The sequence below is a fragment of the Neorhizobium sp. NPDC001467 genome, assembly GCF_050275975.1.
GTDB lineage: Bacteria > Pseudomonadota > Alphaproteobacteria > Rhizobiales > Rhizobiaceae > Neorhizobium.
Genome location: NZ_JBNNPS010000004.1, coordinates 108,043 through 126,431, shown reverse-complemented (window position 1 = coordinate 126,431; position 18,389 = coordinate 108,043). Strand labels below are relative to the sequence as shown.

Genomic DNA, 18,389 nt, shown 5'->3' with positions numbered 1-18,389 from the left:
CAGCCATGAGCGCACCGCGCACCCTCTATGACAAGATCTGGGACGACCATGTCGTATCGGAGGAAAACGGAACCTGTCTTCTCTATATAGACCGTCATCTCGTCCACGAGGTGACGTCGCCGCAGGCTTTCGAAGGCCTGCGCCTGGCCGGCCGCAAGGTGCGTGCCCCGGACCGCACGCTCGCCGTCGTCGACCATAACGTGCCGACCACCGCCGACCGCCATCTCGGCATCAAGAATGAGGAAAGCCGCATCCAGGTGGAGGCGCTGGCCCAGAATGCCGCTGATTTCGGGGTTGAATATTATTCGGAAAAAGATGTCCGCCAGGGCATCGTGCATATCGTCGGCCCGGAACAGGGCTTTACCCTGCCCGGCATGACGATCGTCTGCGGTGACAGCCACACGTCCACGCACGGCGCGTTCGGAGCGCTGGCGCATGGCATCGGCACGTCCGAGGTCGAGCATGTGCTCGCCACCCAGACCCTGCCGCAGAAGAAGGCCAAGAACATGCTGGTGCGTGTCGACGGCAAGCTGCCGGACGGCGTCACCGCCAAGGACGTGATCCTCGCCATCATCGGCGAGATCGGCACAGCCGGCGGCACCGGCCATGTGGTCGAATTCGCCGGCGAGGCAATCCGTTCGCTCTCCATGGAAGGCCGCATGACGGTCTGCAACATGACGATCGAAGGCGGCGCCCGCGCCGGCCTGATCGCCCCGGACGAAACCACCTTTGAATATATCAAGGGCAAGCCGCGTGCGCCAAAGGGTGCGGCACTCGACATGGCGATCGACTACTGGAAGACGCTGCACAGCGATGAAGGCGCGCATTACGACAAGGTGATCGTGCTCGACGGCGCCAACCTGCCGCCCATCGTCTCCTGGGGGTCCTCGCCGGAAGACGTCATCTCGGTCCAGGGCACGGTTCCCAATCCGGACGACATACAGGAAGAAACCAAGCGGGCCTCCAAATGGCGCGCGCTGGAATATATGGGTCTGAAGCCCGGCCAGAAGATGACGGATATTGCCGTCGACCGAGTCTTCATAGGGTCTTGCACCAACGGTCGTATCGAGGACCTGCGGGCCGCCGCCGCCATGGTCGAGGGCAAGACGGTGGCCACCACCGTCAATGCCATGATCGTGCCGGGTTCCGGTCTCGTCAAGGAACAGGCGGAAGCCGAAGGCCTCGACCGAATCTTCAAGGATGCAGGTTTCGAATGGCGCGAGCCGGGTTGCTCGATGTGCCTGGCCATGAACGATGACCGCCTGAACCCCTATGAGCGTTGCGCCTCCACCTCGAACCGCAATTTCGAGGGTCGCCAGGGTTACAAGGGCCGTACGCATCTGGTTTCGCCGGCCATGGCTGCCGCCGCGGCGATTGCCGGGCATTTCGTTGATATCCGCGATTGGACCTGAACGCGGTGCCGGCGGGGGGGGTGAATCAGCCACCAGCCGGCACCTTTTTCTCTTCCAGCTACTGGTGACCGCGGCATGCCGCGGCATCCCTACCCGACAACCTTGACGATCGTCCGCCTGCGAATGAAGCGCAAGAGGCGCTGCATATCCGTGAGCGTCACCGCAACGCATCCGGCGGTCGGCTGGTAACCGGGACGAGTGAGGTGGAGGAAGATCGCCGAACCGCGATTGCGCTTGCGCGCGGAAATATTCCAGTCGAGCACGAGACAGACGTCGTAGAGACAGTCCTCGCGTCTCATCTCCTCATGGCGGCGCCGGAATGGCGCTTTGACGAGACGATTATAGCTGGGATGGTGCGGATCATCGCACCATAGCATGTCGGGACGGATGCGACGCATCGGCAAGGCTGTGAGCAGAGACCGCACGCGGTCGCCGCGGAAGAAACCATGAAGAACCGACATGGCGGCGATGGGTGTCGCACCATCGCCTTCCCGCTTCAGGGCCGTGGCCCCTGCCCGGCCGATGGCGGCTGGAAGCGTGACCGCGCCGAAGCGGACAAGCGCGCGCGTGCGATCTGCGGGAGAGGACCGGACGACAATCGTGCGGCAAGCCCTTTTCTTTTGCCCGTTGGCGCGCATTTTCCTCACAAGTTTTTGCTTTGCCCGTGGTTTTATTTGATTCCATAGCAAGTTAGCACTTACATCAGGTGCCCGAAACAGTCGGCCGCGTGCGCTTTCCCCCTGACGGCACGCGACAACAAAGAGGCAAGTTCCCTATGGCAGCACGCACCATCCTTCTGGTCGATGACGACAACGATCTGCGCGAGACGCTGGTCGAGCAGCTGTCCTTCTACGAAGAATTCAACCTCATGCAGGAGAGCAACGCTACCAAGGCGATGCAGACCGCCAAGACCGCGCAGGTCGACCTCCTGATCATGGACGTGGGCTTGCCGGACATGGACGGGCGCGAGGCGGTGAAGCTGCTGCGCAAGGGCGGTTTCAAGGCGCCGATCATCATGCTCACCGGCCATGATACCGATTCCGATACGATTCTCGGCCTGGAAGCCGGCGCCAACGACTATGTTACCAAGCCATTCCGCTTCGCAGTCCTGCTTGCCCGTATTCGTGGCCAGCTGCGGCAGTACGAGCAGAGCGAGGATGCGACTTTCACAGTCGGTCCCTACGTGTTCAAGCCGAGCCAGAAACTGCTGACCGCCGACGACGGCAAGAAGATCCGCCTTACCGAAAAGGAAGCCGCGATCATCCGCTATCTTTACCGGGCAGGCCAGAAAGTGGTCACGCGCGACGTGCTTCTGGAAGAGGTCTGGGGTTATAACTCGGGTGTCACCACCCATACTCTGGAAACCCATGTCTACCGCCTGCGTCAGAAAATCGAGCGCGATCCGTCCAACGCGGAAATCCTCGTGACGGAAAACGGCGGCTACAAGATCGTACCGTAAGGACGTTGTCACGATGGCACTTGCCGACGATATCCGCCTGCTGTCGCAGGTGCCATTGTTTTCCGACATGGATAGCGACCAGTTGCGGCTGATCGCCTTCGGCGCCGAAAAGCGCGCAATCAACCCGGGACAGGTGCTGTTTCGCGAACATGCACCGGCGGAATGCGCATTCGTGGTGGCGAGCGGTCGGTTTCAGCTCTCGACGCTCGGACGCGACGGCCATGTGCTGGTCGAAAAGGAGGTAAGCGCCGGTACGCTGCTATCCGAACTGGCGCTGATCACCATGGTCGAGCGCAAATATACGGCTGTGGCGCTTCAAGACAGCGATGTTCTGAAGGTCACGCGCACGCTGTTTCACCGCCTGCTGGAGGAGTATCCACGTGCGGCGCAGCTACTGCAGGCGCGCATCCGCGATAATCTCATGCGCATGGCCCAGGCGGCCGCCGCCATGGAAAACCGGTTCCAGTAGGATAGGAGAGCCCGGCAGCAAAATCGGATCCGGCCATCAATGAGGGTCCTGTCCCCCTCTGTCGTCATCCTCGGGCCTGTTCCGAGGATATGCAATGTCTTGATATCAGCGACGTGATTAGATCCCAGGGACAAGCCCTAGGATGACCAAAAAGCTGAATTGGAGTTTTGCCAACGAGCTCTAAGCCGGCATAACCGCGGCCTTTTCATCAAAACTTGAACGTAGCCGTCACCGGCACGTGGTCCGACGGCTGGTTCCAGCCGCGGGCTTCTTTCAGCACCTCGATCTTGTCCAGGAACGGGCCAAGCTCCGGCGACGACCAGATGTGGTCGAGGCGACGGCCCTTGTTGGCGGCCTGCCAATCCTTGGCGCGGTAGCTCCACCAGGTGTAGATCTTTTCCGGCTCCGGCGTGTACTGGCGCATCAGGTCCAGCCAACCGCCTTTAGCGATGACCTCCTTCATCCCATCGGTCTCGATCGGCGTGTGGCTGACGATTTTGAGAAGCTGCTTATGCGACCAGACATCGTGTTCCAGCGGCGCGATATTGAGATCACCGACGAGAATGGAGGAAATGCCCGGCATATTGGCTTTCAACACCTTCATCTCCTCCAGAAAATCCAGCTTGTGGCCGAATTTGGGGTTGATGCTGCGATCAGGCTCGTCACCGCCCGCTGGAACGTAGAAATTGTGCAGCCGGATGCGGCGCGAACCCCGCTCGAAGATCGCCGAGATATGGCGGGCATCACCGACATTGCAGTAGTTCTGGCGATGATCTTCGGAAAGCGGAATGCGCGAGGCGATCGCCACGCCGTGATAGCCCTTCTGGCCGTGGATAATGATATGCTCGTAACCGAGCGCCTTGAGCGCAGCCAGCGGAAACTCCGGCTCCTGGCACTTGATCTCCTGCAGACAGAGAATGTCTGGCTGATGGCGGACAATGAACTGTTCGACGATCGGCATGCGCAGCCGCACGGAATTGATGTTCCAGGTGGTGATGGAAAATGACATGCGGCGGCTCCCTGCTGATGCTCAGGCATCTAGGCAATTTCCGCTGCCCTGAAAAGCAGAAAGGCCGCCAAACCGGCGACCTTGAGAATTTTCGTGAGCCGTATGCGGCTTATCGGCGGTGAACTGCCTGATAGTCGATCTCGAACACCTTATCATCGAACTGGGTGCCGTTCTTGACGTTGTAGATCATCACCGAGGTCTCCTTGTTCTGGAGATCAGTAATGGTCCACTGGCGCAGATCGTAGGTCTTCGGGTCGAACATCATGGTGATGGTGCTGTCGCCAAAGATGCTCTTGTTGCCAAGAACAATGGTGATCAGATCGGACTCTTCCTTGACGTCGCGCACCGTCTGGTTCTGCAGGTCGATCCTGTCGGACAAAAGCAGGCTGAGCGGCGTCTTGGACAGAGGATAGATGTCCCAGGTCTTGAGCTTGAGATTGCCGATGACGACATTCTTGCCGTCGGCAATGACGCGGATCGGCGACGGATCCTCGAAATTGAAGCGCAGTTTTCCCGGACGTTCGATGAAGAATTTCCCGCCAGTCTGCTCGCCGCGTGGGCCGAACTGTACGAACTCGCCCATCATGGTTTTGACGGAAGAGAAATGGTCCGCAATTTTTTGTGCCGAAGCCGTGCCTTGCGCCAGTGCCGGCAGGCCAGCAAAACTGCTGAGCGCCATGGCCGTGACGCCGGTAACAAAACCACGGCGGCTGATGGAAGGCGTCAGGATCTGCGGCATGGTCTTCTGTGTCATTCACTATTCTCCTTCGGTCTCTTCCTCACCGTCAAAGGCGGCGGCTTCGTGGCCACGCCTCTTCACAGCGCGGTTACCGATCGAGAATGTCGTTCTCCGTCGGCACCAGTATTTCGCGTTTGCCGGCATGGTTGGCCGGACCGATCAAACCTTCCTGCTCCATCCGCTCGATCAGCGATGCAGCACGGTTGTAACCGATGCCCAGCCGACGCTGGATGTAGGACGTCGATGCCTTGCCATCTCGCAGCACGATGGCCACTGCCTGGTCGTAAGGGTCGTCCGAATCCGAGAGATTGGACGTGCCGGCCGGGCCGCCTTCGTCGTCATCCTCGTCGTCTGCCGTAATTGCATCGAGATATTGGGGCGCACCCTGGCTTTTCAAGTAGGAGACGATTTCCTCGACTTCGTTATCCGACACGAACGGACCGTGGACGCGCTGGATGCGGCCGCCACCCGCCATATAGAGCATATCCCCCATGCCAAGCAGCTGTTCGGCACCCTGTTCGCCCAATATGGTGCGGCTGTCGATCTTCGAGGTGACCTGGAAGGAAATGCGGGTCGGGAAATTGGCCTTGATCGTGCCGGTGATGACATCGACCGACGGGCGCTGCGTCGCCATGATGACATGGATACCGGCGGCACGCGCCATCTGCGCCAGACGCTGGACGGCGCCTTCGATATCCTTGCCGGCGACCATCATCAGATCGGCCATTTCGTCGATGACGACGACGATATAGGGCAGCGGCTTCAGATCGAACTCTTCCGTCTCGTACATCGCCTCGCCGGTCTGGCGATCGAAGCCGGTCTGCACGGTGCGGGTCAGCACTTCGCCCTTCGCAAGCGCCTGTTCGACACGGGTATTGAAGCCGTCGATGTTACGGACGCCGATCTTCGACATCTTCTTGTAGCGCTCTTCCATCTCGCGGACGGTCCATTTGAGCGCAACGACTGCCTTTTTCGGATCGGTGACGACCGGCGACAAAAGATGCGGGATGCCGTCATAGATCGACAGTTCCAGCATTTTTGGATCGATCATGATCAGGCGGCATTTTTCGGGGCTGTGCCGGTAAAGCAGCGAGAGGATCATGGTGTTGATGGCAACCGACTTGCCCGAACCGGTGGTGCCGGCGACGAGAAGATGCGGCATTTTGGCGAGATCGGCGATGACCGGTTCGCCGCCGATCGTCTTGCCGAGCGCCATGGCGAGCTTGGCCTTGCTACCCTCGAAATCGCGGCTGCCGATCATCTCGCGCAGATAGACGGTTTCACGGGTGGAATTCGGCAGTTCGATACCGATCGCATTGCGGCCGGGTACGACGGCGACACGGGCGGCGATCGCGCTCATCGAGCGGGCGATATCGTCGGCCAGACCGATGACACGCGACGACTTGATGCCGGGAGCAGGCTCCAGTTCGTAGAGCGTCACGACCGGGCCAGGGCGAACATGGATGATCTCGCCCTTGACGCCAAAGTCTTCCAGCACGCCTTCGAGCATGCGGGCATTCTGCTCCAGCGCGTCGGCCGACAGGGTGGCATCGCGGGCGACGGCCTTTGGTTCGGTCAGCAGGTGGACGGAGGGCAGCTGGAACCCTTCGGGATCGATGAAGGAGGACTGCGCCTCGCGGCCGACACGAGCGCCCGGCTTCGGCGGAGCGGCAGCCGGCGTGACGCGCGAACTGCCGCGACTGCGCGGAGCCGAGATGAAATCATCATCGTCCGGGAGAATGCCGGCCGGGCGACGCACATCGACATCGCCTTCATCTTCGTCATGCGACAGCGGCGGTGCCGACATGGCGCGGCGCGCCATGGTGCGGTTGGCGAATTCGCCGCCATCCATGGATGGCTCCCGCCGATCGCCGCGGTTCATCGCCTTGGCACGTACCGGCTCGTTCAGACCGCCGAATTCGTCCTCATTGAAATCGTAAGGCTGCTCATAATGGCTTGTGCGTGCACGCGCCTTGATACCGAAAATACGGCGAACCTGCGCCTGAGCGGTGTACCAGTAATGGGCAAGCGCACCGAAAGCGAGGAAGCTGCCGAAACCACCTTCGTCCTCCTCGTCATCGTCCTGCACGGCATTTCGGCGCGGTGGCGCAGGCACATCGTCCTCATCGATTTCGATGGTGTCTCGGTGACCGATCAGGCCGGAGGAAAAGAACAGCAGCCATGCCGTCGGCAGCGCAAACAGGCAGCCCAGCACGGTGGCGAGCATGCCGGTCGGATAGGCGCCAACGAAAAGCGCTGGGAAACGCAGCATCATGTCACCGAGCACGCCACCGATACCGTTGGGGATCGGCCAGGTGAGCGGCGCCGGAAAACAGCCGAGCGTGGCGGCGCCGGCCAGCGCAGCGCCCAGCCAGGCGGCGATGCGGGTGGGCACACGATCGATCGAACGACCGGTGATGAGCGCCATGGCCCAGGCAAGAACCGGCAGCAGAGCCAGTACGCTGGCAAGCCCCAGAAACTGCATCATGAGATCGGCAAATGCTGCACCGCCAGCACCAAGAAGGTTGCTGGGCTGGTTATCCGTCGCATAAGAGAAACTCGGATCGGCAACGTTCCACGTCGCCAGCGCGGCGATGGCGAGCGCCAGCCCGATAAACATCCCGAACCCGAGAAGCGCCAGAACCTGACGCATGACGAAGGCGGTCAGCACGACGCGCGTCGAGCGATGCGCCATGGCTGCCGAATTGCTTCTGCTCATTACCACCAGCCTGTAACCAGTTTTGCGCATGCGGTCGAATCGGCGGCTCGACACGCAAAGCGCCCAGATGAGAACAGGCTAACGAAAGCAGGTTAACGCAACTTTAACCACACCCGTAAGGGCAATATTTACCGCATAAAAACGGCCCGGAACGCGGTGTTTCCGGGCCTTTCTCCGTTTTTTGTCCCCGTGGGAGGGCGCGGCTGGTCAGCTCGACGCGCTTCCCGGAGATCAGTTGTGGTAGGCGGCTTCGCCATGCGATGCGAGGTCGAGGCCTTCGCGTTCGGCTTCGACCGTCACGCGCAGACCGACGACGAGATCGACGATCTTGTAGAGGATGACGGAGCCGATACCGCACCATGCGATGGTGACGAGGACGGCGTAGAGCTGCGTCATGAACTGCCCACCCATGGTGACGCCATCGGCATAACCGATGCCGCCGAGCGACGAGGAGGCGAAGATGCCGGTGGCAAGCGCGCCGAACAGACCACCGATGCCGTGGACGCCAAAGACGTCAGCCGTGTCGTCGTAACCGAACTTGTTCTTCACGACGGCGACGAAGAAGTAGCACAGCGGCGAAACGATGAGGCCCATGACGATGGCGCCCATCGGGCCGGCAATGCCGGCAGCAGGCGTGATGGCGACGAGACCGGCGATCATGCCCGAAACGGCACCCAGCAGCGATGCCTTGCCGCGCGTGAAGGCTTCCACGACGCACCACGACAGAATGGCGGCGGCGGTGGCCACGAAGGTGTTGACGGTGGCGAGCATCGCGCCGCCGGAAGCTTCGAGGTTGGAGCCGGCATTGAACCCGAACCAGCCAAACCACAGCATGGCGGCACCAACGAGCGTCAGCGTCATCGAATGCGGCGCCATCATGTCCTTGCCGAAGCCGGTACGCTTGCCGACCATGATCGCGCCGATAAGGCCGGCGAGACCGGCATTGATGTGAACGACGGTACCGCCGGCGAAATCAAGCGCGCCCCAGCCGAAGATCAGGCCGTTCGAATCCCAGACCATGTGGGCGATCGGGAAATACACGAAGGTAACCCACAGGATGCAGAACAGAACCGCAGCCGAGAACTTGATGCGTTCGGCAAAGGCGCCGACGATCAGCGCGGGGGTCAGGGCCGCGAATGTCATCTGGAACATCACGAAGATGAACTCCGGAATGACGACGCCGTCGGTGAAGGTGGCAGCCGTGGAATCAACCGTGACGCCCGAGAGGAACATCTTTGCCGTGCCGCCCCAGAAGGCAGACGTGCTGCCGCCAAAGGCGAAGGAGTAACCGTAGGTGACCCATATCAGCATGACGGCCGCTGCAACGACTGTGCACTGCATGAGCACGGACAGCATGTTCTTGATACGCACGAGGCCGCCATAGAACAGCGCGATGCCCGGCATGATCATGAAGAATACGAGCAGCGTCGCAATGAACATGAAGGCGGTATCAGCCTTGTCCGGAACCGGCGTAGCGGCAGCGGCTTCAGCGGCGGGTGCTGCAGCTTCCTGAGCAAAAGCGACAGCCGGCGCGAGAAGCGCCAATGCGGCACCGAACGCACGCGCAAGGGTAGAAAACTTCATAAATGACATAGCTGGAAAACTCCCCTGTCCGCCCTGCTTAAAGTGCTTCGGTGCTGGTTTCGCCGGTACGGATGCGCACGGCCTGCTCGATGGAATAGACAAAGATCTTGCCGTCGCCGATCTGACCCGTCTTGGCAGATGTGGCGATGGCTTCGACAGCTTTTTCGACCAGATCGGCAGCGACCGCGATTTCGATCTTCAGCTTCGGCAGGAAGCTGACGGCATATTCGGTGCCGCGATAGATTTCGGTATGTCCCTTCTGGCGCCCGTAACCTTTGACTTCGGTAACGGTCAGGCCTTGGATACCGACAGCCGTGAGTGCTTCGCGCACCTCATCCAGCTTGAACGGCTTGATAATGGCCATCACGATTTTCATGTGGTTTCCCATCCTTCGTTTCTCGGCTCAAAAGCCGGAGTTCCCTGATCGACGGGCTGATCAGGCTCATCGACTGCCACACACCATTCAAGGCGCGTGCCAGTTTGTGAGCGACGACTAAGTCATTGCTCCAGATACAGAAAATTAACGAACTTCACGCGCGAGAGAACGGGCAGGTGAAATAAATGCACATTATTTCACCTGAGTTCCGAAAAAGACTACAAATTAGTCATCTGCCCGTTTGCGAATCAGACCCTCTTGCGCGACGGAGGCAACCAGGGCGCCGGAACGCGTAAAAAGGCTGCCCCGCGTCATTCCGCGAGCACCGCAGGCATTCGGGCTATCCTGAGTGTAGAGCAGCCAGTCATCGAAATCGACCGCGCGGTGGAACCACATGGCGTGATCGATGCTGGCGGCTTGTATGCTCGGGTCGAAAATCGTCGCACCATGGGCGTAAAGCGAGGTATCGAGGAGGGTCATGTCCGAGAGATAGGCCAGCACAGCCGCCTGCACACCGCGCTCGGCTGGCACCGAACCGGTGGTCCGGACCCAGATCTGCTGTTCCGGATCCAGTTTTTCCCGTGTCATGTAATGGCGCAGCGAAACGGGACGAAATTCGACCGGGCGTTTCTGGCCCCAGTAACGACGGATCGTTTCAGGCGCATGCGCCAAAAGTTGGGCCTGAAATTCCGCCTCGCCGAGCAACTGTTCCGGCGGCGGCACGTTCGGCATGGCCGTCTGATGGTCGAAACCCGGCTCCTCCACCTGAAAAGACGCCGTCATCGTGAAGATCGGCCGACCATGCTGGACCGCAACGACGCTGCGGGTGGTGAAGCTCGAGCCATCGCGCAGGCGCTCCACCTGATAGACGATCGGTACCGCCGGGTCGCCGGGTCGCAGGAAATAGGCGTGCAGCGAATGGGTGAAACGATTTGCATCGACGGTGCGTTGCGCCGCGACCAGCGCCTGAGCGATCACCTGGCCGCCAAACACCCGCTGCCAGCCGACCTTCGGGCTCTTGCCGCGAAAGAGATTCTCCTCGAGCTTTTCGAGATCGAGCGTGGCCAGAAGGCCTTCCATAGCGGAGCGGGTTGTTTCTTCGGCATGCGGCATTTTGATGGGTCCCGGTGATAGGAAGCCGGTATGGCATGCTCTATATAGACCATCCAACGCAATAGAGAACGGAGCCTGATATGCTGGATGTGCTGATCGTCGGGGGCGGTTATGTGGGCCTCAGCGCAGCGGTGGCCATCAAGCAGGCAGCGCCGCACCTTGCGGTCGAGGTGATCGAGGCCGCCCCCGCGGGCGTTTGGGAGAAGGACGAGCGCGCCTCCGCGGTGATTGCGGCTGCTAGCCGCATGCTCGACGTTTTCGGCGCATGGCAGGAGATCCTGCCCGACGCGCAGCCGATCAACCGCATGATCGTCACCGATTCGCGAACATCCGATCCGGTCCGCCCGGTCTTCCTGACTTTCGATGGCGATGTCGAAGAAGGCCAGCCGTTTGCGCATATGATCCCCAATGTCTCGATGGTGCGTGCCCTGCGCAATGCCTGCGAGCGTCTCGGGATCGCCATCCGCCATGGCCTGTCCGGCACGGGTTTCGTGACAGGACATACGGCAACCACGCTGGCGCTGTCCGATCGCTCGACCGTGGAAACCCGGCTTCTCGTTGCCTGTGACGGCGTGCGTTCCAAACTGCGCGACATGGCCGGCATCAAGACGGTGAGCTGGAAATACGACCAGTCCGGCATCGTCGCCACCGTCGAACATGAGCGTGCGCACGAAGGTGTTGCTGAAGAGCATTTTCTGCCTTCCGGCCCGTTCGCAATCCTGCCGCTGACCGGCAATCGCGTTTCACTTGTCTGGACGGAACGCACGGCCGACGCCGACCGGCTGATGGCCGCAGACGACCTGGTGTTCGAAGAGGAACTGCAACGCCGGTTCGGCCATAAGCTGGGGGAACTGCGGGTGCTGGGTGGTCGCAAGGCCTTTCCCCTTGGCCTCACCCTGTCGCGCGCCTTCGTGGCGCCGCGCTTCGCGCTGGCTGGCGATGCCGCCCATGGCATCCATCCGATCTCCGGCCAGGGCCTCAATCTCGGCTTCAAGGATGTGGCGGCTCTTGCGCAAACCGTTGTCGAAGCCGACCGGCTCGGCCTGGATATCGGCGCACTCACCGTACTGGAACGGTACCAGTCCTGGCGCCGCTTCGACACGTTCCGGATGGGCGTCACGACCGACGTGCTGAACCGCCTGTTTTCCAACGATGTCGGACCGATCCGGATTGCCCGCGATCTGGGGCTCGGCATCGTCGAACGTCTGCCCGGGCTGAAATCCTATTTCATCGGCGAAGCGGCCGGCACATCGGAAAAAAGCGGCCCGCGCCTTCTGGCGGGACAGGCAATCTGAACCGCTGCGTCTTGCTGCGATTCGATCAGCCCGGGGAAGACGAAGTCATTTTTAGTCTTCCAGCCTGCGGGCTTCGGAAACCAGCATGATCGGAATGCCGTCGCGGATCGGATAGGCGAGATGCGCGCCTTCGGATACGAGCTCATTGGTATCGCGCCGAAACACCAGCCGTCCCTTTGAAAGCGGACAGACCAGCAATTCAAGCAGTCGCGGATCGACCTTGCTCAGTCTTTCGTCCATCGGTTCTATTGCAACCTTGTCGTTTCGATTTCGCCGAAACCGCGCGCCAGAAGGATTTCGGTGATGGCGATCAGTGTTTCGGCACGGGACTTCAGATCCGGAGCTTCCAGCAATGCCTGCTTCTCAGCCGGGCCGAAAGGCGACATCATCGACAGCGAATTGACCAGCGTCCGATTGCCCGCGCGCTCCACGCTGTCCCAGTCGGCTTCCAGCTTGTTGGCATCGAGATAGGCACGGAACACCCGCAGCAAGGCGCCCCGGTCGACCGAGCCCTCGTCATCATCGGTCAGGTCGGAGAGAAAGGGGGAAATCTTGAAGATCCGGAAGGGATGGCCATCGCCCATTTCTTCGATCAGGCGGAAACGGCAGATGCCGCTGAGCGAGGTTATGTAGCGCCCGTCGCCCGTCTCGCCGAAGGAGGTGATGCGACCGACGCAGCCGATATGGCTCAGCGCCGGGTTCGTGCCCTCCTCGCCCTCGTGTTCACCCATGGCGGGCTGGACCATGCCGATCAGACGGTCGCCCGACATGGCCGCATCGAACATGGCCAGATAACGGGGTTCGAAAATGTTCAGAGGAAGTTGCCCGCCGGGTAGAAGAAGCGCACCGGTCAACGGAAAGACGGGGATTTTCTCAGGCAAATCCTCGAGTTTCAGATATCGCGCGTTGCCAACATGCATGCCTAACCTCCGGAAGTACCGGCGGTGCCTCCTGCGGCTGTGTTTCATGCCTGCTGACCGCCTCACGGGTAATGTGGGGCGGTCATGGCTAAACGCAAGTGCCAAATCCGCTCAGGAAAACAGAATGGAGGAGAGACGGCGGCGTGTCGAAATCGTGGCAGGATCCTTAGGCCCCCAGACGTCGAAAAACTGCAGCAGCTGGCGACGCGCGCCGTCATCGTCGAAACCGCGATCCTTGCGCATGATCGTCAGCAGATGGTCGGCCGCAGCTTCGCGCTCGCCCTGCACATTGAGGATTTTCGCAAGGTTCATGCGCGCTTCGTGATCGTCCGGATTGGCGGCAAGGGCCTGTTCGAGCGCCACGGGATCGCCCAGCTTGCGGGCCTCCTCGATCTGCGCAAGCTTGGTGCTTACAGCCACGATTGCCGGATCGGCGGTCATTTCCTGCGGCAGCGAGGCGAGCATCTGAGACGCACGCCCGGTCTCGCCCAGCGCCAGCAGGCACTGGATCATGCCGGCGGCAGCCTTTGGGTTTTGCGCATCGGCCTGTAGAACCGCGCCATAGAGCTGCGCCGCCTCCTGAACCTGTCCCGCAGCAAGCAGGCCCTCAGCCTCGGCAAGCACGGCTTCGATCTCGGCAGCCTGATCGGCACCGGGAGGACCGGCAAGCTTCTCAACGAATTCGCGGACCTGGCTTTCGGGCACCGCGCCCATGAAACCATCGACGGGTCGACCATCGACAAAAGCGATGACGGCCGGGATCGACTGGATGCCGAGCTGGCCTGGAATGGACGGATGGTCGTCGATATTGAGCTTGACCAGACGAACCGCGCCGGCCGCCTCGTTGACCACCTTTTCGATGACCGGGGTCAACTGCTTGCACGGACCGCACCAGGGCGCCCAGAAATCGACCAGAACCGGACGATGACGGGATTCTTCCAGCACGTCCCTGGTGAAGGCGGCCGTCGTCGTATCGACGATGACGTCCCCGGCTGGCGCGGAAGCCGGAGATGGAGCCGCGGGGGCCGTAGCGCCGCCATAGGAAACCGAGGCGCCACCCTGGCCGCCGTAGGACTGACCGTAGGAGCCGCCATACTGGCTGCCGCCGTAAGGATTGTTTGTGTCGCTCATGATGGTCTCCCGCAAAGCGTCTTTCGTCTTCTCTATGTAGGCCGGAAAGATCGTATGTCAGCCCGTGATATTCAAGACAAGCGGCTCATGCCCGGTGGCTTGGAAGAAGCGCATCAGATCCGATGTCGCAACCGAGGTCGTCGCGTCGTTCGACAGCGGATGGCCGTTGATGATGTCATACGCCATCAGAGCTTCGTCGATTACGAATGTGACGTTGTGCTGGCGATCGTTGAAGGCGGCAAAGACCGTCACGGAACCTGGGACGACGCCTAAAAACTCGACCATCTTTTCCGGTCTGCCGAAGGACACGCGGCTGGATGCACCGATGATCTTGTGCACGTTCTTGAGATCGACCTCGGCACGCTCCTCGACGGTGACGACGAAATACCGGTCCTTCTTGTCCTTTACGAACAGGTTCTTGGTATGAGCGCCGGGAATTTCGTCACGCAGACTTTCAGACTCCGCAACGGTGAAGACCGGCGGGTGGGTTCTGGTCGTATGGGCGATGCCGAGACCGTCAAGAAACCGGAAAAGATCTTCGGCGGTGGCAGGCGGTGTTGTGGACGGCGCGATCTCTGTCATGTCATGCGGTTCCGTTTTGTTGTCTTCCAGACCTTAGACAGCGCTCTCGCACCCAACAAGAGCCCGGACCCACATCAACCAGTCAGCCCGTCCTCCCCGACGGCAGATCCGAAGCCTCCGAGCCGGAACGATTTTCTTCGCGCACCTGCAATTTCCCTGTTGCATTTGAAAATGGTTTGGGCGATACACCGCCTCGTCGCAGCGATGCGGCCCACGGTTCAGCATAACTACCCCGGACCGGTGGATATGAGCGGGTGTAGCTCAGGGGTAGAGCATAACCTTGCCAAGGTTAGGGTCGAGCGTTCGAATCGCTTCACCCGCTCCATTTTCTCTTCTCAACGAATGCTATCGGAAACGGCTTCAAGCCGCTGACTTCTTTCGGGGCACTGCCGGCTTGCCTCTGCGCCTAGCGTACGCAAAAAATCAGCCACATACGCCGCCGTAAAAAATGCTTCACCTGCGTCACAAAGGTGTTGCATTTGAAAATGCTTTGAGCGATACACCGCTTCGTCGCAGCGATGCGGCCCACGGTTCAGCATAACTACCCCGGACCGGTGGATATGAGCGGGTGTAGCTCAGGGGTAGAGCATAACCTTGCCAAGGTTAGGGTCGAGCGTTCGAATCGCTTCACCCGCTCCATTTCTTTCGTTTCAGCACAGTATCTCTTGCGTAGACGGCGTGCGCGTCGCACTGGTGGTTCGTCTCGACCGCGAAAAAAAATTGCGTAGCGCGGAATAAACCATCTCCGGCATGCGTATATCCGGTCATGAGCAGCAAACGACAGCCCTTTGACGTTCTGGCGCAGCTTTCGAGCCTGCGCCGCTATGCGCGTTCGCTGGTCCGCCATCCGGACGATGCGGAAGACCTCGTGCATGACGCGCTGGTGCGTGCCTATGAACGCAAGGCAACGTTCAGGACCGGCGGCAATCTGCGCAACTGGTTGCTGTCGATCGTTCACAACACCCATATCGACCGCTTGCGTCGGGCAAAGTCGCTCGATCGTCGTCATGACGATGCGGCCTATCTGACCGACACTGTCGAGCAGGGGGATCCGCACCATTCGATCCGCCTCAGGCAGCTGCGGGAGGCATTCCATGCCCTGCCCGACGAGCAGCGTGACGCGCTGCATCTCGTGGCGATCGAGGGGCTTTCCTATCAGGATGCTGCATCGGCCCTCTCCATTCCTGTTGGCACGTTGATGTCGCGGATTTCTCGAGCGCGCGAAAAGCTGCGCGCTTTCGAGGAGGGCCGACGCGATGTCACAGCCAGTCACCTGAAGATCATTGAAGGCGGACGCGATGAAACCCGTTGACCCGATCCTGCCCAGCGATATCGATGCCTATGTGGACGACCAGCTCGACACCGCACGCCGGATCGAGGTGGAAGCCTTTCTCTCGCGGCGGCCGGAAATTGCCGCGACGGTGATGGCCGACCGTTCCATTCGCGGCGAATTGCGTCTGGCGCTCGCGACCGCCCCCATTCACGGCCGGCCGGAGACGCGCGATGCGGCACGCCGCCTGCAAGGGGCGCTGTCACGCCACCGGATCATTCATTCCCTGCAGCGCGCTGCGGCTATCGCAATGCTTCTGGGCGCCGGCTGGGTTGCCAACAGCACCATCGGACCGTTCACTCCGAGCACGGTCGAAGCCTCGACTCCGGCGCCGAGTTTCGTCGACGCAGCCATAACCGCCCATACGACGTCGAAGCTGCGCGAAACCATGCCGTCGCAGACGGAGGCGACGAGTTACGACACCGCCGGCATCCGGTCGGCGACCGCTATCGTCATGCCGGAAATCCCGGCGGACTGGCGGGTGAAGGATGTCCAGATCTTTCCATCCGCCTTCGGCCCGAGCGTCGAGGTGACGATCCTGCGCAATGGCGGCGAACGGCTTTCCCTGTTTGCCGTGCGTCCCGGCAATTTCGCCGTCCAGCAGGCGGCGCTGACCCGGTCCTCCGGCGTCCAGGCCTCCTACTGGCAGATCGGTGACGTCGCCTATGCGCTCGTCTCCGAAACAGACAGGTCCGACCGATTGAGAGACGAGGCACAAACCCTCGCCGACACCCTTTACTAGACCAATCACAAGAGGAGCAATTTGATGAACACGCCCCGTTTCGGCTACAATTCCTCCGTCCAGTCCCGTGCGGATTTCGACGAGGGCCTGCGCCAGCACATGCTGCGCATCTACAACTACATGGGTCTCGGGCTGGTCATCACCGGCATCGTCGCCTTCATCGTCGGCACCACGCCGGCACTTTACGTGCCGATCTTCTCGAGCCCGTTGAAATGGGTGGTCATGCTTGCACCGCTTGCCTTCGTCTTCTTCTTCTCGTTCAAGATCCAGTCGATGTCGGCGGCCTCCGCCCAGATGACATTCTGGATCTTCTGCGCCGTGATGGGCCTGTCGCTCGCCTCCGTGTTCCTCGTGTTCACCGGTGCCTCGATCGCCCGCACCTTCTTCATCGCCGCCACCATGTTCGGCGCGACCAGCCTCTACGGTTATGTCACCAAGCGTGACCTCACAAAGCTCGGCTCGTTCATGATCATGGGCCTGATCGGCGTGATGATCGCCTCGATCGTCAACATCTTCCTTGGCTCGACCGCTCTGCAGTTCGCAGTCTCGGTCATCGGCATCATCGTCTTCCTGGGCCTGACCATGTGGGACACCCAGAACATCAAGGAACAGTATGCCGAGAACTACGATCAGGAGAGCCAGCAGAAGATGGCCGTAATGGGTGCGCTGTCGCTCTACCTGAACTTCGTCAACATCTTCCAGCTGCTGCTGAACTTCACCGGCCAGCGCGAAGAATAAGACAGACCGAACAGAGGGAGTGTTCTTCATGGACCAGAACGACCGCCATGCAATCGACGGCCTGTTCGGTAAGCTGAAGCAGGTGGAAGGCCAGACCGGACCGCGGGACGGCGAGGCCGAAGCCTTTATCAACCAGCGCGTCGCCTCGCAGCCCGCAGCGCCCTATTTCATGGCGCAGACGATCGTCGTGCAGGAACAGGCGCTCGAAGCTGCCCAGCGTCGCATCGAGGAACTGGAACACCAGGCCTCGGCACGACCGGCCGGCGGCGGCGGTTTCTTCTCCGGCCTGTTCGGCAGCAGCAGCCAGCCGCGCCACGAGCCGGCCGGAAACGCCGCCTATCGCGGTCCGGCGCAGCCGACTGTCGGCGCTTACGGCAACCAGGGCCAGATGCAGAACGGCTATGGCGATCAGAACGGCCAGCCGGCGGGACAGCCGAGTGGTCCATGGGGTCGCCCGGGTGCCGCACAGCGCGGCGGCTTTGGCGGCGGCATGGGCGGCGGCGGCTTTCTTGCCGGTGCGGCCCAGACGGCCATGGGTGTGGCCGGCGGCGTCCTGCTCGGCAATGCGATTGCCGGCATGATGGGCGGCAACGAGGCGCAGGCGGCCGAAACGGCCGCTCCGACGCCTGAACCGGAACAGCCCGTCGAGGATGCCGATACGGGCATGGACGACGGCGGCGACGACATGGATTTCTGATCCGGCCTTCGCCTCCGCCATCCAAAATGGCCGCGCCTGCCCGCGGCCATTTCTTTTTTCTGTTACCTCTTTCC

General features: G+C 61.0%; 19 protein-coding genes and 2 tRNA genes. 10 read left to right on the top strand and 11 right to left on the bottom strand.

Going from position 1 to position 18,389, the window contains the following annotated elements; translation table 11 throughout:
- The first annotated feature begins 5 nt into the window (after positions 1-5).
- On the top strand, positions 6-1,412 hold the full coding sequence (gene leuC, locus ACQKKX_RS10915; protein ID WP_427570715.1) for a 3-isopropylmalate dehydratase large subunit: 1,407 nt from the start codon (positions 6-8) through the stop codon (positions 1,410-1,412).
- Between the two features lie 89 nt (positions 1,413-1,501).
- Here leuC and ACQKKX_RS10910 read toward each other — a convergent pair whose 3' ends face one another.
- Positions 1,502-2,050, bottom strand: a complete 549-nt coding sequence (locus ACQKKX_RS10910; RefSeq protein WP_427570714.1) for a L,D-transpeptidase family protein — start codon at positions 2,048-2,050, stop codon at positions 1,502-1,504.
- A gap of 137 nt (positions 2,051-2,187) precedes the next feature.
- Here ACQKKX_RS10910 and ACQKKX_RS10905 point away from each other — a divergent pair, with 137 nt between their 5' ends.
- The gene (locus ACQKKX_RS10905) at positions 2,188-2,871 is read left to right on the top strand and encodes a response regulator transcription factor (RefSeq protein ID WP_427570713.1); all 684 of its coding nucleotides are present in this window, start codon (positions 2,188-2,190) and stop codon (positions 2,869-2,871) included.
- 13 nt (positions 2,872-2,884) lie between these two features.
- Complete coding sequence (locus ACQKKX_RS10900; protein ID WP_427570712.1) at positions 2,885-3,340, top strand: cyclic nucleotide-binding domain-containing protein; 456 nt, start codon at positions 2,885-2,887, stop codon at positions 3,338-3,340.
- A 208-nt stretch (positions 3,341-3,548) separates the two neighbouring features.
- On the opposite strand, the gene ACQKKX_RS10895 is transcribed toward ACQKKX_RS10900, so the two are convergent.
- From ACQKKX_RS10895 to tesB, 6 genes are all read right to left on the bottom strand, one after another.
- The gene (locus tag ACQKKX_RS10895; protein WP_427570711.1) at positions 3,549-4,349 is read right to left on the bottom strand and encodes an exodeoxyribonuclease III; all 801 of its coding nucleotides are present in this window, start codon (positions 4,347-4,349) and stop codon (positions 3,549-3,551) included.
- Positions 4,350-4,458: 109 nt separating this feature from the next.
- Entirely contained in the window at positions 4,459-5,103 is a 645-nt protein-coding gene (locus ACQKKX_RS10890; RefSeq protein ID WP_427570710.1) for an outer membrane lipoprotein carrier protein LolA, read from the bottom strand.
- A gap of 73 nt (positions 5,104-5,176) precedes the next feature.
- Positions 5,177-7,807, bottom strand: a complete 2,631-nt coding sequence (locus tag ACQKKX_RS10885) for a DNA translocase FtsK 4TM domain-containing protein (protein ID WP_427570709.1) — start codon at positions 7,805-7,807, stop codon at positions 5,177-5,179.
- 231 nt (positions 7,808-8,038) lie between these two features.
- The gene (locus ACQKKX_RS10880) at positions 8,039-9,400 is read right to left on the bottom strand and encodes an ammonium transporter (RefSeq protein WP_427570708.1); all 1,362 of its coding nucleotides are present in this window, start codon (positions 9,398-9,400) and stop codon (positions 8,039-8,041) included.
- A 28-nt stretch (positions 9,401-9,428) separates the two neighbouring features.
- Positions 9,429-9,779, bottom strand: a complete 351-nt coding sequence (locus ACQKKX_RS10875; RefSeq protein WP_427570707.1) for a P-II family nitrogen regulator — start codon at positions 9,777-9,779, stop codon at positions 9,429-9,431.
- Positions 9,780-9,992: 213 nt separating this feature from the next.
- A complete protein-coding gene (gene tesB / locus ACQKKX_RS10870) occupies positions 9,993-10,880 on the bottom strand; it encodes an acyl-CoA thioesterase II (protein ID WP_427570706.1) in 888 nt (295 codons plus the stop codon).
- An 80-nt stretch (positions 10,881-10,960) separates the two neighbouring features.
- On the opposite strand from tesB, the gene ACQKKX_RS10865 reads away from it, so the two are divergent.
- The gene (locus ACQKKX_RS10865) at positions 10,961-12,175 is read left to right on the top strand and encodes a ubiquinone biosynthesis hydroxylase (RefSeq protein WP_427570705.1); all 1,215 of its coding nucleotides are present in this window, start codon (positions 10,961-10,963) and stop codon (positions 12,173-12,175) included.
- 51 nt (positions 12,176-12,226) lie between these two features.
- Here the strand turns inward: ACQKKX_RS10865 and ACQKKX_RS10860 are convergent, their stop codons facing one another.
- The 4 genes from ACQKKX_RS10860 to ACQKKX_RS10845 all read right to left on the bottom strand — a co-directional run bounded on the left by ACQKKX_RS10860 (position 12,227) and on the right by ACQKKX_RS10845 (position 14,808).
- A complete protein-coding gene (locus ACQKKX_RS10860) occupies positions 12,227-12,415 on the bottom strand; it encodes a Trm112 family protein (protein WP_427570704.1) in 189 nt (62 codons plus the stop codon).
- A gap of 5 nt (positions 12,416-12,420) precedes the next feature.
- The gene (locus ACQKKX_RS10855) at positions 12,421-13,095 is read right to left on the bottom strand and encodes an LON peptidase substrate-binding domain-containing protein (RefSeq protein WP_427570703.1); all 675 of its coding nucleotides are present in this window, start codon (positions 13,093-13,095) and stop codon (positions 12,421-12,423) included.
- A gap of 111 nt (positions 13,096-13,206) precedes the next feature.
- Positions 13,207-14,226, bottom strand: a complete 1,020-nt coding sequence (trxA, locus tag ACQKKX_RS10850) for a thioredoxin (RefSeq protein WP_427570702.1) — start codon at positions 14,224-14,226, stop codon at positions 13,207-13,209.
- Between the two features lie 57 nt (positions 14,227-14,283).
- Positions 14,284-14,808, bottom strand: a complete 525-nt coding sequence (locus tag ACQKKX_RS10845) for a prolyl-tRNA synthetase associated domain-containing protein (RefSeq protein ID WP_427570701.1) — start codon at positions 14,806-14,808, stop codon at positions 14,284-14,286.
- A gap of 250 nt (positions 14,809-15,058) precedes the next feature.
- Here ACQKKX_RS10845 and ACQKKX_RS10840 point away from each other — a divergent pair.
- From ACQKKX_RS10840 to ACQKKX_RS10815, 6 genes are all read left to right on the top strand, one after another.
- A tRNA-Gly gene (locus tag ACQKKX_RS10840) sits at positions 15,059-15,133 on the top strand.
- A gap of 239 nt (positions 15,134-15,372) precedes the next feature.
- Positions 15,373-15,447: transfer RNA gene (locus tag ACQKKX_RS10835), tRNA-Gly, on the top strand.
- A gap of 127 nt (positions 15,448-15,574) precedes the next feature.
- Positions 15,575-16,120 carry a sigma-70 family RNA polymerase sigma factor gene (locus ACQKKX_RS10830; RefSeq protein WP_427570700.1) on the top strand — a complete coding sequence of 182 codons (546 nt, stop codon included), beginning with the start codon at positions 15,575-15,577 and terminating at the stop codon, positions 16,118-16,120.
- A complete protein-coding gene (locus tag ACQKKX_RS10825) occupies positions 16,107-16,880 on the top strand; it encodes an anti-sigma factor family protein (protein WP_427570699.1) in 774 nt (257 codons plus the stop codon). Before ACQKKX_RS10830 ends, ACQKKX_RS10825 begins: the two co-directional genes overlap by 14 nt.
- Before the next feature lie 24 nt (positions 16,881-16,904).
- Positions 16,905-17,618, top strand: a complete 714-nt coding sequence (locus ACQKKX_RS10820; RefSeq protein ID WP_427570698.1) for a Bax inhibitor-1/YccA family protein — start codon at positions 16,905-16,907, stop codon at positions 17,616-17,618.
- Between the two features lie 28 nt (positions 17,619-17,646).
- Positions 17,647-18,315 carry a DUF2076 domain-containing protein gene (locus ACQKKX_RS10815; protein ID WP_427570697.1) on the top strand — a complete coding sequence of 223 codons (669 nt, stop codon included), beginning with the start codon at positions 17,647-17,649 and terminating at the stop codon, positions 18,313-18,315.
- Positions 18,316-18,389: the final 74 nt, after the last annotated feature.

Bases quoted from the DNA above. Each gene is read 5' to 3' on its own strand.
- ACQKKX_RS10860 (WP_427570704.1), bottom strand. From the start codon at position 12,415: ATGGACGAAAGACTGAGCAAGGTCGATCCGCGACTGCTTGAATTGCTG.
- ACQKKX_RS10900 (WP_427570712.1), top strand. From the start codon at position 2,885: ATGGCACTTGCCGACGATATCCGCCTGCTGTCGCAGGTGCCATTGTTT.
- ACQKKX_RS10830 (WP_427570700.1), top strand. From the start codon at position 15,575: ATGAGCAGCAAACGACAGCCCTTTGACGTTCTGGCGCAGCTTTCGAGC.
- ACQKKX_RS10910 (WP_427570714.1), bottom strand. From the start codon at position 2,050: ATGCGCGCCAACGGGCAAAAGAAAAGGGCTTGCCGCACGATTGTCGTC.
- tesB (WP_427570706.1), bottom strand. From the start codon at position 10,880: ATGCCGCATGCCGAAGAAACAACCCGCTCCGCTATGGAAGGCCTTCTG.
- ACQKKX_RS10885 (WP_427570709.1), bottom strand. From the start codon at position 7,807: ATGAGCAGAAGCAATTCGGCAGCCATGGCGCATCGCTCGACGCGCGTC.
- leuC (WP_427570715.1), top strand. From the start codon at position 6: ATGAGCGCACCGCGCACCCTCTATGACAAGATCTGGGACGACCATGTC.
- trxA (WP_427570702.1), bottom strand. From the start codon at position 14,226: ATGAGCGACACAAACAATCCTTACGGCGGCAGCCAGTATGGCGGCTCC.
- ACQKKX_RS10825 (WP_427570699.1), top strand. From the start codon at position 16,107: ATGAAACCCGTTGACCCGATCCTGCCCAGCGATATCGATGCCTATGTG.
- ACQKKX_RS10865 (WP_427570705.1), top strand. From the start codon at position 10,961: ATGCTGGATGTGCTGATCGTCGGGGGCGGTTATGTGGGCCTCAGCGCA.
- ACQKKX_RS10890 (WP_427570710.1), bottom strand. From the start codon at position 5,103: ATGACACAGAAGACCATGCCGCAGATCCTGACGCCTTCCATCAGCCGC.
- ACQKKX_RS10815 (WP_427570697.1), top strand. From the start codon at position 17,647: ATGGACCAGAACGACCGCCATGCAATCGACGGCCTGTTCGGTAAGCTG.
- ACQKKX_RS10845 (WP_427570701.1), bottom strand. From the start codon at position 14,808: ATGACAGAGATCGCGCCGTCCACAACACCGCCTGCCACCGCCGAAGAT.
- ACQKKX_RS10875 (WP_427570707.1), bottom strand. From the start codon at position 9,779: ATGGGAAACCACATGAAAATCGTGATGGCCATTATCAAGCCGTTCAAG.
- ACQKKX_RS10905 (WP_427570713.1), top strand. From the start codon at position 2,188: ATGGCAGCACGCACCATCCTTCTGGTCGATGACGACAACGATCTGCGC.
- ACQKKX_RS10855 (WP_427570703.1), bottom strand. From the start codon at position 13,095: ATGCATGTTGGCAACGCGCGATATCTGAAACTCGAGGATTTGCCTGAG.
- ACQKKX_RS10880 (WP_427570708.1), bottom strand. From the start codon at position 9,400: ATGTCATTTATGAAGTTTTCTACCCTTGCGCGTGCGTTCGGTGCCGCA.
- ACQKKX_RS10820 (WP_427570698.1), top strand. From the start codon at position 16,905: ATGAACACGCCCCGTTTCGGCTACAATTCCTCCGTCCAGTCCCGTGCG.
- ACQKKX_RS10895 (WP_427570711.1), bottom strand. From the start codon at position 4,349: ATGTCATTTTCCATCACCACCTGGAACATCAATTCCGTGCGGCTGCGC.